Source organism: Streptomyces sp. M41(2017), from assembly GCF_002078175.1.
GTDB lineage: Bacteria > Actinomycetota > Actinomycetes > Streptomycetales > Streptomycetaceae > Streptomyces.
Genome location: NZ_MWFK01000002.1, coordinates 489029 through 501079, shown reverse-complemented (window position 1 = coordinate 501079; position 12051 = coordinate 489029). Strand labels below are relative to the sequence as shown.

Annotated in this window: 11 protein-coding genes; 6 read left to right on the top strand and 5 right to left on the bottom strand. The window is 70.2% G+C overall.

All coding sequences use genetic code 11. From position 1 onward, the window contains the following. The first annotated feature begins 49 nt into the window (after positions 1-49). The 5 genes from B0675_RS27845 (at position 50) to B0675_RS27825 (ending at position 5452) form a co-directional block, all read left to right on the top strand. Positions 50-688 (top strand): HD domain-containing protein, encoded by a 639-nt coding sequence (locus B0675_RS27845; protein ID WP_081222354.1) that lies wholly within the window; start codon positions 50-52, stop codon positions 686-688. A gap of 22 nt (positions 689-710) precedes the next feature. Continuing rightward, entirely contained in the window at positions 711-1634 is a 924-nt protein-coding gene (locus B0675_RS27840; RefSeq protein WP_081222353.1) for an NADP-dependent oxidoreductase, read from the top strand. Between the two features lie 124 nt (positions 1635-1758). Beyond that, entirely contained in the window at positions 1759-2922 is a 1164-nt protein-coding gene (locus B0675_RS27835; RefSeq protein WP_081222352.1) for a 4-hydroxybenzoate 3-monooxygenase, read from the top strand. A 150-nt stretch (positions 2923-3072) separates the two neighbouring features. Next, positions 3073-4923, top strand: coding sequence for a methyltransferase (locus B0675_RS27830; protein WP_241540032.1), 1851 nt, complete (start codon positions 3073-3075; stop codon positions 4921-4923). Between the two features lie 190 nt (positions 4924-5113). Next, complete coding sequence (locus B0675_RS27825) at positions 5114-5452, top strand: hypothetical protein (protein ID WP_241540031.1); 339 nt, start codon at positions 5114-5116, stop codon at positions 5450-5452. A gap of 66 nt (positions 5453-5518) precedes the next feature. On the opposite strand, the gene B0675_RS27820 is transcribed toward B0675_RS27825, so the two are convergent. Continuing rightward, the gene (locus B0675_RS27820; RefSeq protein WP_241540030.1) at positions 5519-7237 is read right to left on the bottom strand and encodes a GAF domain-containing SpoIIE family protein phosphatase; all 1719 of its coding nucleotides are present in this window, start codon (positions 7235-7237) and stop codon (positions 5519-5521) included. Between the two features lie 405 nt (positions 7238-7642). Here B0675_RS27820 and B0675_RS27815 point away from each other — a divergent pair, with 405 nt between their 5' ends. Further along, the gene (locus B0675_RS27815) at positions 7643-8476 is read left to right on the top strand and encodes a DUF1963 domain-containing protein (protein WP_241540029.1); all 834 of its coding nucleotides are present in this window, start codon (positions 7643-7645) and stop codon (positions 8474-8476) included. Positions 8477-8607: 131 nt separating this feature from the next. On the opposite strand, the gene B0675_RS27810 is transcribed toward B0675_RS27815, so the two are convergent. The 4 genes from B0675_RS27810 to B0675_RS27795 all read right to left on the bottom strand — a co-directional run bounded on the left by B0675_RS27810 (position 8608) and on the right by B0675_RS27795 (position 11995). Then, entirely contained in the window at positions 8608-8952 is a 345-nt protein-coding gene (locus B0675_RS27810; protein WP_081223926.1) for a DUF1622 domain-containing protein, read from the bottom strand. 206 nt (positions 8953-9158) lie between these two features. Continuing rightward, a complete protein-coding gene (locus B0675_RS27805; protein ID WP_081222349.1) occupies positions 9159-9875 on the bottom strand; it encodes an NADPH-dependent F420 reductase in 717 nt (238 codons plus the stop codon). Positions 9876-9921: 46 nt separating this feature from the next. Continuing rightward, positions 9922-10953, bottom strand: a complete 1032-nt coding sequence (locus tag B0675_RS27800; RefSeq protein WP_081222348.1) for an LLM class flavin-dependent oxidoreductase — start codon at positions 10951-10953, stop codon at positions 9922-9924. Further along, entirely contained in the window at positions 10946-11995 is a 1050-nt protein-coding gene (locus B0675_RS27795) for an LLM class flavin-dependent oxidoreductase (protein ID WP_081222347.1), read from the bottom strand. The genes B0675_RS27800 and B0675_RS27795 overlap by 8 nt, the downstream gene beginning before the upstream one ends. Between the last annotated feature and the right edge of the window lie 56 nt (positions 11996-12051).

Sequence of the window (12051 nt, the reverse complement as noted above, 5' to 3'; positions counted from 1 at the left end):
GACCGAAACGGAGTGCCTTGGCGCATCACACAGAAAGACACGAACATTCATGACCGAGACCATTTCCGGAGTGGAAATTCCTCAGACGTCGGCCGTCGCGGCCGCCACCGAATTCATTCGGGAGACGACGAACCCGCTCATCTACCACCACTCCCGCCGCGTCTTCCTCTTCGGTTCCCTGCACGCGCGCAGGCTCGGCCTCCGGCCTGATCCCGAGCTGCTGTACGTCTCCGCCCTGTTCCACGACGCCGGACTGCTGTCCCCGTACTCCGCCAAGGAACAGCGCTTCGAGCTCGACGGCGCCGACCACGCCCGCGCGTTCCTGCTCGACCACGGATTCCCGCCGAGCGCTGCCGAGGTGGCCTGGATGGCGATCGCGCTGCACACGACGCCGGGGATTCCCGGTCGTCTGGGGGCGGAGATCGCGGCCACGAACTACGGTGTACTGACCGACGCCGTCGGATGGGGCCTGGCGGAACTGGACGACGCTCAGGCCGACGACATCGTCGCCGCCCATCCGCGCGGAGAATTCAAAAGAGATTTCCTGCAGGAATTCGTCGACGGTCTGAGGGACCGCCCGGACACCACGTACGGGACCGTCAACGCGGACGTGCTCGAACACTTCATCCCGGGATTCCGACGTACCAGCATGGTCGAGCGCATCACCGACGCGCCGTGGCCGAGCTGACGCGAACGAAGGAGGTCATGACATGCGAGCCATCACCGCCGGGAACCGCGACGCCGGCGTCGAGGGGCTGACCCTGACGGACATCCCCCACCCCCACGCGGCGGAGAACGACGTCATCGTGCGGGTCCACGCGGCGGGGTTCACCCGGGGGGAACTCGACTGGCCCGCGACGTGGACCGACCGTGCGGGCCACGACCGTGCGCCGAGCGTGCCCGGCCACGAGGTCTCGGGGGTCGTGGCGGAACTCGGTTACGGAACGACCGGGCTCACGGTCGGCCAGCGGGTCTTCGGACTGACCGACTGGACGCGCGACGGCTCGCTCGCCGAGTACGTCGCCGTGGAGGCCCGCAATCTCGCCCCGCTGCCCGCGGACGTCGGCCACACCGTGGCGGCCGCGCTGCCGGTCTCGGGCCTGACCGCCTGGCAGGGCCTCTTCGACCACGCGCAGATCAGGGCGGGACAGACCATCCTCGTTCACGGCGCCGCGGGGGCCGTCGGTTCGATGGTGGTGCAGCTCGCCGGGGAGGTCGGATCCCGGGTGATCGGAACCGGCCGGGCGGCCGACCGGGAGACGGTTCTGGGCCTCGGCGCCCACGCGTTCCTCGACCTGCAGAACGACCGGCTGGAGGACGCCGGGGAGGTCGACGTGGTGTTCGACGTGATCGGCGGTGACGTCCTCGACCGCTCGGCAGCACTCGTGCGCCCCGGCGGCACGCTCGTCACGATCGCCCGGCCACCCACCGTTCGACCCAAGGACGGGCGAGCACTGTTCTTCGTCGTCGAACCCGACCGTGCGTCTCTCACGCACCTCGTCCAGCGGATCAGCGACGGACGCCTCGACGCCCGGGTTGCCGCCGTACGCCCCCTCACCGAGGCCGCCGCCGCCTTCGTCCCCGATCGACGTGTCTCCGGCAGGACGATCATCCAGGTCGCCGAGGACCGATGATCTCTCTTCTCTTCGTACGGGCATTCAGGTGATTTCGGTGTGATCAAGGATTTTGGGCTCCTTAGTATTTCTTTCCGTGACAGACGGAAAGAGTTGTCGGCAGCCGGACGACTGCGCGACCGATGTGCTCGTCCTCGGGGCCGGTCCGGCCGGGCTCGTGCTCGGCAACATCCTCGTGGACCGGGGAATCGACTGCGTCATCCTGGAACGGGCCGAGCGCGCCCACGTGCAGACACGTGCCCGCGCCGGATTCCTCGCCGCCAACACGGTGCGGATCCTGGAACGGCACGGTCTCGCCGAAGGACTGCACCGACACGGACAGACCCACAGCACCTGCGAGTTCCGCACCGAGGACGGCCGCTTCCGCCTGGACTACAGCGGGCTCGGACAGGGCGAGCGCCACACCGTCTACCCCCAACAGGACCTGGTGACCGACCTGTTGACGCGGTTCCTGGAACGCGGCGGACAGATCCGCTTCGGCACCGAGGCCGTGACCGTGCGCGGCGCCGACAGTGAACGGCCCGAGGTGGCCGTGCGCGAGGCGGACGAGCGGCCCGGCCTCTGGCGGGCGCGGTACGTGGCAGGCTGCGACGGACGACACGGCGCGGCCCGGCGCTCACTGCCGGCCGGAACGGTTCGCCACCATCGCGATCACGGAGTGACCTGGCTCGGTCTGCTCGCCGAGGCACCGCCCAGCCTGGACGCGGTCGGATACGCCGTGCACGCGCAGGGGTTCGCCGGGCACATGGCCCGCACCAGCGAGATCACCCGCTACTACCTCCAGTGGGAGCGCGGGATCCCGGCCGACGCCTGGTCCGAGGAACAGATCTGGCACGAACTGGAACTGCGGATGCGGGCAACGGAGTACGGCCCGCTGCGCCGCGGGCCCCTCGTGCAACGGGCCGTCGTCGACCTGGAGTCCGACGTGCTCGAACCGCTGCGCCACGGCGCCCTGTTCCTCGTGGGCGACGCCGCCGGTCTGATCAGTCCCTCCGCGGCGAAGGGCGCCAACCTCGCCGTCCTCGAAGCGGCGATCCTGGCACCCGCCCTGGTCGACGACCTCACGACCGGGAACTCCGCGGGCCTCGACTCCTACTCGGCGCGGTGTCTGACGCACATCTGGCGTGCCCAGGAGTTCTCCCACTGGATGATCGGCCTGCTGCACGGCCCCTCCGGCACGGACGGCGAGTCCGGGTTCCACAACTCCCTGCGCCGCTCCCGCCTCACCTCGCTGCGCACCTCGCGCAGCCATCAGGACTGGTTCGCCGAGCACTACGTCGGCGTCTAGACCGTGTCCGCAAGGCCGTGTCCGCGCAGTCCCGCCTGCCCGGCGACGCCTGGCACACACCGCGGACACGCCTTGGCCCGCCGCCCTCGAGCTCGCACCCGCGTCCATCCGTACGCACACAACCGAACCCCGGAATGAGGATCCCCCGCAATGATCACGGCACTGTCGGGCGACACGTCCCGCCTGCGCGCGACGGTCGATTTCGTCAAGGAACAGGACACCGCCACCCTGCTCCCACTCCTGCTCCCCGGGCTCGACGGCCCGGAGCTGCGGACCCTGGCCGAGCGCTGCGCGTTCGCGCACGCCGCACTCCTCGTCTTTCCGCCCGACGGAGCAGCCCTGGACGCCCTCCTCGCCGAATGCGGGCTCGTCGCCGACACGCCACCGCGGCCCAGCGTCGTCGTCCGCGAACGCCTGGCCGCACGGCACGAGCGGTCCGCGGCCCACCTCGACGTCGGCATTCTGCGACCGGCGGTGGACTGCCGGGACGGGGCGCGGCGCATGGTCGAGGTGTTCGCACTGACCGTGCCGCCGGGTTCCGACCTCGAAACCGTCGCCGCGCACGAGCGGGAACAGCAGCACGAGGCACATGTCGCCTTCGAGGTCGAAGCACCGGACCCGCTGGTCCTGCGCGGCCTGTGCGCGACCTTCGGGCGCTACGGCGCCACCCCCGGAGGCGGCGGCTACAACCCGCACGAGAACGGCACGGTGTTCTACTTCACCGCGCCCGCCGAGGCCAAGGCCGGCTACCGCCGCGTGGAGCTGTACGTCCCCGGCGACCACCGGGACATCCTCGCCGCCCACCTCGACGAACACCGCAGGCAGCAGCCCGCCGAGGCCCTGCTGCGCCTGCTGACCGGGGCGTGGACGACCCAGGCCCTCGCCGCGTTCGCACAACTGGAGGTGGCCGACGCGCTGCACGAGGAGCGGGCCGTCGGAGTGGCGGAACTCGCGCACGCCGTCGGAGTCCACGCGCCGAACCTGACCACCCTGCTGCGCTACCTCACGATGCTCGGCGTGGTGGCCGAGAGCCGGGACGGATTCCGGCTCACGGCCACCGGCAGACTGCTGCGCGCGGACGCCGACGGTTCGATGCGGCCGCTGGCGCTGATGTACGGAGGACCGTTCTACGAGTCCTTCGCCGGGCTCGGGCACACCGTGCGCACCGGACAGGTCGCCTTCGAAGAGCGGTTCGGCGAGAACCACTTCGACCACTTTGCCCGCGATCCCGAACTCGCCGAACTCTTCGACCGGTCGATGGCCGCCGGTTCACGGATGTTCGACCCGCTGCCCGCCCACCCCGTCCTCGCCGAGGCTCCCGACGGGGCCACCGTCGTCGACATCGCCGGCGGCAACGGCGAACTCCTCGGCCGAATCCTTTCCGCGCACCCCCACCTGCACGGCGCTCTGCTGGAGCGCCCGCACACCGTCGAGACCGCCCGCCGCCTCCTCGGCGAGGCCGGCCACGCGGCGCGATGCACCTTCCGCTCGGGCGACTTCGCGGACGTCCCCGCGGGCGGCGACGTCTACGTCCTGTCCCGCGTCCTGCACGACTGGGACGACGACCGCTGCCTCGACATCCTGCGCCACTGCGCCCGCGCGATGCCCGACACCGCCGATCTGCTCGTCGTCGAACGCGTCCTGCCCACCGACGGCTCGGCCTCGCTCGCCACGGCCTGGGACCTGCACATGATGTGCAACGTGGGCGGCCGCGAACGTCGCGCGGACCACTATGCCCAGTTGTTCGCCGACGCGGGCCTCACCCTTGTAGGCCAGGACCCCTGCCCCTGGACGGCAGCGTTCTGCACGTCCGCAGAACCGGTACGCCTCACACCGCGTCCGAGGTCTAGGAGCCGCCGGAACACCGCACGCCCACCGGCAGCCGACGAGGCCGCCGGTGGGCTCAGCCCTGTTCTCTCCGTCGGAGTGCCAGGGCGATGTGGCTGTATTCGGGCAGTGGGGGTCCACAGAAGCATCGGAGCTTGTCGTCCTCCACCGTGATGAGCGGTGCGGATGACTCCAGCGGGAGCCCGGTGAGAGCGCACCAGTCCGCGACTCCGGAGCGAAGAGCCCGGCCGCCAGGGCGTGTTGAGCATGACACCGAGCTCTTCTGAGTACGGGTACTCAAGGCACGGCAGGTCCTCGAGGGCGAAGGTGGGGGCATACCGAGTGACGGGAGATCACCGTGAACATGCCGCGCACGAACCGATCCGCAACCCCCTTCCGCGCCGGAAGGATGCGCGTCGCCGCCGCCGCTGCCCTCGCGGGCACGGCCGCAGCCGCGGTCCTCACCGGATGCGCCGGCTTCGGATACCAGGAGAACATCTGCGGCAACGGCGAGTACCCCGCCCTGTCGGTGGGCGGCACCGGGTCCGCCTGCTTCTCGGACAGGGAGGAGCCGTCGGACGGCTACGCACGGTACCCCGCGGGCAAGGTGCCGCAGCAGGTCGACGACAAGTGGGACGTGTACTGGCGTACCCACACACTCGACAAGGACGGAAAGGTCATCGCCGCGCCGGACGCGAACTGAACGGGAACGGCCGGATGCCCACGGCTGATCCGTGGCTCGGAACGTCGAACGCTGAGCCTCGCGGATCTACGGCGTGCCGAGCGGGATGCGGATGGTGAGCAGGGCGACGTCGTCGTCGTTGTCGGTCGGACGGGTGCGTTCGAGCAGCCGGTCGGTGAAGGAGTTCAGCGGCCGGTGGGCGAGCGCCGCGGCGTGCCGGCGCAGGCGTTGCAAGCCGGTGTCCAGCAGTTGTCCGCGGGTCTCGATGAGCCCGTCGGTGTAGAAGACGAGCGTCGAACCCGGCGGCAGCGTCGCCTCCGCGTCGTGGCGCGGGCGGTCGGTACCGGTGCCGAGAAGGAGCCCGTTGCCCTCGTGGAGGTAGCGGGTCACGCCGTCGTAGTCGACCAGCAGGGGCGGCGGGTGGCCCGCGCTCGTCCAGCGCAGGATCCAATGTCCAGCGGGGTCGCAGGCGAGGCGGGCCAGGATGAGCGTCGCCATGCGGACATCGGTGATGTGCCTCATCGCCTGGTCGAGGTGCTGCACGGTGCGGTGCGGGGGGTTGTCCTGCGACCAGGTGTAGGCGCGGAGCATGTTCCGCAGTTGCGCCATGCCGGCGGCCGCCTCCAGGTCGTGGCCGACCACGTCGCCGATGACCAGGGCCGTGTCCCCGGCCGGGAGCGGGAAAGCGTCGTACCAGTCGCCGCCCACGTGCGAGGCGTCCGGGGCCGGCAGATAGCGAGTGGTCATCTCCACCCCCGACAACCGCGGAAGCTGAGGCAGCAGATAGCGCTGCATGGTGGCGGCGATCTGGCGCTGACGCTGATAGTGGCGCGCGTTCTCCAGAGCGATGCCGATCCGGCGGGCTATGTCCTCCACAAGGGCCAGATCGCCCGTGGTGAACGCCTCGTCGCGTCGGGTGCGCCCCAACGTGAGGGCACCGACCACCTCGTGGGGGCCGCGGATGGGAGCGATGGCCGCGGTCTGGATCCCGGTCGCCTCGAACAGCCTGCGCTGCTCCACCGCGATACCCGTGTCGGGGGGCCCGTCATAGGTCTCGGGGCCCGCCAGAGCGGAGGCCGCACCTCGCAGGGCCGCGGACAAGGGCATGGGGGAGGAGGCGGGGATCGGGGGCATGGGGCCCTGCAGGTCCTCGCGGGTACGCAGTACGGAGTCCTCGGCCTGGACGACCAGTGATCGCGTCACCTCGTCCCCCTCGGCGATGAGGTCGATGACCGCCCAGTCCGCGAGCCGCGGAAGCATCAGTTCCACCACCCGATGCAGGGCTCCGTGCACGTCGACGTTGGAGATCAGCTGAGCGGTGGTGTCCGCCAGCAGGGCCAGACGCTCACCCTCGGACAGAGCCCGGGGTGACGGTGCGGGCCGTGCCGCGTCGGGCTCGGGCTCCTCGGCGGGATGGAAGGCCACCAGGGCGACCACGCCCTGCTCGTTGGCTTCGCAGGGCAGGGCGAACCACTGCCCCGGCAGGAGGGTGCCGTCGCCGCGGGGGTACCAGTTGCGGCCCGACCGCAGCGCCTGCCGGTCCGTCTGTCGGTCCGTCTGTCGAGGGAGCCCGCCGCTCTCCCGCGGGACCGGACGTCCCCGCGCGTCCCGGTGCAGCAGGTCGTGGGAGTCGTACCCGATCATGTCGTCGGCGCCGAGAAGGAGGAGATCGAGAGCGCGTGTGTTGACCCAGACGATCCGACCCGAGTCCCCGACGGCGTAGACGCCCGCACCGGCGTGCTCGAGAGCCGCGCTGACGCCCAGCTGATCGATGGCCGTCGTCGGTGCCGTTGAGCGGTCCGTCATCATGGCTCCTCGCATGACAGGGGGCTTCGCCCGCCCGTCCGTTCGGGTCCCGGACCTGGCCCGGGCGGGCAGCGTGATCAGAAGAAACCGCCCCACGGCCGCCCTGGCTGCCGTACCCGCTGACCACGTCAGAGGGAACGAACAGTGCCGGGGCCGTTGGGACGGATTCCCTGAGGAGGCCGCTCTTGTCCGAACCGCCGATCGCCGTCGGCCACGAGAGCCGAAGTCCCCCTTTTCTAGCACGCGTTTACGGACCTGATGCGCCCGGAAACGAGCACGATGCGGCCGGGACCGCGTCGTGCCCGCGGTTCGACCGTGCGGGTCGCGTCGGACCGCGCGCTCCCTGCCCCTCTCCTCCGAGGACGGTCCGGTTCCGTGTCGGTGGGCCGTGGCACGATCACCGGCATGGCATACGTCGACGAGCGGAACGTGACCGGGCTGGCGAGCGAGTACGGCGTTCCAGCCGATGTCGCAAGGGAGTTGGCGGGGCTGCTGAGGCCGTGTGTCCTCCTGGTGAGGAAGGCCGACCTGCCCGATGCGGACCAGGAGGACACCCTGCCGGCCGGACTGACCGGCGGCCTGCCTCCGCTGCCCGGGGGTGAGGACGGAGGCGATGACGGGAGCGGCCCGGCGGATCCCTTCGTGCTGGCCGTCGACTGCGCGGCCCTGCCCCGCGACTCCCTCGACATCGAAATTCCCTCGGACGGGCAGCTGTTGTTCTTCACTACATTCGAGTACGAACCGGAGGATTCCGCGGTTCTCCACGTCCCCGCCGATGGATCGACCGGGGAACGACCGTCACGGGACATCGTGGGTGGTGGACCGAGGACCGTCGTTTACGAACGGCGCCCCCTGTATCCCGTGCCGGGGTTGACCATCGACCACGACTGGCGCGGATGTGACCTTGTGCGGAGCTTCCTGGACGGTGACGGTGAAAGCGACGGCGCGGGCGAAAGCGACGGGCGCGACGTCGGAGCGGGCGTCGAGATGGTGGACCGTTTCGTGGAGGCGCTGGTGAACGGCGTCCACGCCGGGACCCCGCCCCACTCCGTGGCGCAGATCGGCGGCTTCTCCGACCAGTGGCAGGTCCCTCCCGACCAGGACGGTCTGGTGCTCCTGGCCCAGATTTCCGGGAACGGCGTCGCCCACGGCTTGTTCACCCTGAACCTGGTGGTCGGCACTCGCCAGGACACCGCCGCCGGACGCTGGGAGAACCTTCACTTCGAGCAGCAGTGCTGATGTGTTCGGTGTCGCCGCTGCCCCACCTGCCGTCGTCCCCATCGCCGGGCGACCCGGCCCGCCCGGACCTGCCCGACGTCGTCGGGCCATCGGGCGCGGCCCGCGTGCGGACAGACGCCTGCCCGGTGCCGTCACACGTCCTTTCCGGAGCCTGCCGGGGTCTCTTCGGCCGCGATCTGAGCGCGCTCCTCCTTGATCTCACGACCGAGGAAGTAGTTGAGCGCCGTTCGAATGGCCGCGATCGCGGCCAGTTGACCGATCTCGCGAAAGGTCGGGGAGATGGCCGTCCGCAAGATGTCGGAGGCGAGCTGGAACTCCAGACCCAGGAGCAGGAAGCGACCCAGGGTGAGACGCACGGACACGAAGATCTCGGCCTTGCGTTCCCGCAGTCCCACCGTGACCAGGCGGGAGAAGGCGACGACCGCGCCGACGAAGATGATGATGGCGCCGCCCGCTTCCACCAGGCGCACCAACATATCGACTCCGGTCCGCAGACCGGACTCGGGCAGCAGGTCACCGATGCTGAAGATCACGGCAGTCGACTCGTCCTCCCTGGCTCCTTTGCCAGGCTAGGCGCTGGTCCACACCCGCGCCTCGGCACGGAAGCCTTGACCGGGTCGATGGGGCCGGATGGGTGGCCCGGCCCCCGGATGCCCCGACGGGGCCCACGCGGCCTGCCCGCTCAGCGGGCCATGCCGAGGGGTGCCGTACCCGCGGCCCGGGATGCGAGGACCGTCCGGCCGTGCTCCGTGGTCGGGAAGCGGTCCAGCATGGCCCGTAGCTCGCGGGCTCCGACATTGGCGCCGAACGGCTCCGTGCCCGGTTGCAGTCGTACGCCCTCGGAGAGCGGGCCGGCGTCCACGGGGTCGAAGCCGAAGGCGTCCACAAGATGCGCGACGGTGGCCAGGTCGTGCGCGTCGTCGCCGGCGAGCGCGATCGCCTTGCGGCCGGGTGTTCCGGCGGGCAGTGCTCCGTCCTCGAGGTCGTGGTATCCCATGTGGTTGAACGCCTTGATCACGCGTGAGTCGGGCAAAAACGCCTGCACGATCTCGCTGGTGGAGACCGCCGGGTCCGTGAGGTCCCGCCGGAGGCCATCGACTTCCCACCAGTAGTTCATCGCGTCGATGACCAGCTTCCCCCGCAAGGCCTCGACAGGGAGACTGCGATATTTGCCGAGGGGGACCGCCAGGACCACCGCATCCGCCCCGGACGCGGCATCCTCCGCCACGACAGCGAGGGCGCCGGGGGCGAGCACCTCCACAGTGAGAGCGATGCTCTCGACCGCGCCTGAGCCCGCGATCAGCACGCGGTGGCCGGCGGCGAGAGCCAGCCGCGCCAGTACGGTCCCTACTTTCCCGGCGCCCAGGATGCCGATCGTGTGTACGTCCTCGGTGTTCATCGTTCCTCGCTCCTTCGGTCAGCCGGCCAGGGGATGTCGCGTCGGGTCAGCCGGCCAGGATGTCGCGGACCATGGGAATCACCTTCGTGCCGTACAGCTCCACCGCGCGCAGCCGGGCACTGATCGGCTGCGCCCCCGCGGTGTAGATGAGGTCGAAGCGGCCCACGCCGAGTTCGCCCACGGCGCGGGCGATCTTGCGCGCGACCGTCTCCGGTGCCCCGATGTACAGCGAGCCGTGCTCGATCTCCGCCTCGAACTCCGCGCGGCGGATCGGCGGCCAGCCGCGGAGCGCGCCGATACGGTCGCGGATGATCCGGTAGCTGGGCCAGTACACCTCGCGGGCCTCCTCGTCGGTGTCGGCCACGAACCCCGGTGAGTGCATTCCTACCGGATGTGCGGTGGTGCCGAACTGCGCGGCGGCTTTCCGGTAGAGGTCGATGTAGGGCGCGAAGCGTGTGGGAGAGCCGCCGATGACCGCGAGCATCAGGGGAAGGCCGTAGCGGGCGGTCCGGACGACCGACGGGGGTGATCCGCCGACACCCACCCAGGTGGGGAGGTGACCGGATTCGGTCGGAGGGAAGACCTCGGCCGCTTCGAGGGGAGCCCGGAGAGTGCCCTCCCAGGTGACGGGCTTCTCGTCGAGGAGACGCACGAAGAGCTCGATCTTCTCTTCGAACAGCTGGTCGTAATCGCTGAGGTCGTAGCCGAAGAGGGGGAACGACTCCGTGAAGGACCCCCGCCCCAGGATGACCTCGGCTCGCCCGTCGGAGAGGGCGTCCACGGTCGCGAAACGCTGGAAGACCCGGACGGGGTCGTCGGAGCTGAGGACCGTCACGCCGGAGGACAACCGCAGGCGCCGGGTACGCGTGGCGATGCCGGCGAGCACCGTTTCCGGTGTGGAGACCGCGTACTCGGGGCGATGGTGCTCGCCCACGGCGAGGACGTCGATGCCGATCTCGTCGGCGAGAACCGCCTCGTCCACGAGCTGCCGGATCGCCCGGGCATGGGAGACCTGCGCACCGGAGTCGTCGACGGGGACGTCGCCGAACGTGTCGAGGCCGAAGTCGAGATCAGACATGACGGGACTCCTTCGTGATCAATTCCCTCACGCGTGGCGCGACTTCACTGCCCAGCAGTTCGATGCTGCGGGCGCGGGCCTCACGGGGGAGATGCATGATGTCGTACTTGAGGTCGAAGCGGCTCAGGCTCAGGTCACGGGCCGTCGCGGCGATCTTGCGGGCGACCGTGTCCGGAGAGCCCACGAACAGCGCACCGTGGTCGATCTCCTCGCGATAGACGTCCCAGGTCGGCGGATAGAAGCCGCGCTCCCGCGCGAGACCTGCCACCACCGGCTTCCAGTACTCCCACCAGGTCTCGGCGGCCTCCTCGTCGGTGTCCGCCACGAATCCCAGGGAGTGCTGGCCGATCGGCCGGGCGCCGTGCCCGGCCTGCCGCAGGGCGCGCTGGTACAGATCGACGTGACGGGCGAAGCGCTGCGGGCGTCCACCGATGACGGCCAGCATGAGAGGGAGGCCGTAACGGGCGGCTCGGACAACGGAGTTGGGACTTCCCCCCACTCCGATCCAGGTGGGAATCCCGCCCGGGCGCATCCGGGGGCGCAGGCGCTGCTCGGACAGTGGTGAGCGAAAGGCGCCGGACCATGTCACCGAGTCCTCCCGCTGGAGCCGCATGAGGAGTTCGAGCTTCTCCTCGAAGAGCTCTTCGTAGTCGCTCACGTCGTAACCGAACAGAGGGAACGAGTCCGTCGCCGAGGCGCGGCCCACGACGAGCTGGGCGCGTCCGTCGGAGACCGCGTCGAGCGTGGAGAAGTCGTGGAAGAGACGCACCGGATCGTTGGTGCTCAGCACGGTCACCGAGGTCCCGAGGCGAATGGTGCGGGTCGCGGACGCGATGGCGGAGAGCAGCACCGGAGCCGCGGTGTCGACGTGGCCGGGTCGGTAGTGTTCGCCGACGCTGAAGACATCCAGCCCGACGGCCTCGGCGTGCCGCGCCTCCTCGATGAGCAGTCGGACGGTCTCGCCGTCGTCGAGGACGCGGCCGGCGTCCGTCGCGACCTCCCCGAACGAATTCAGACCGAAGGTGAATGGCGCGGCCGTCATGGCGTCCTCCTCCGATGGTTCCCGAGGGGCGGGCCACCTGAAAGATGCGGGAGTAG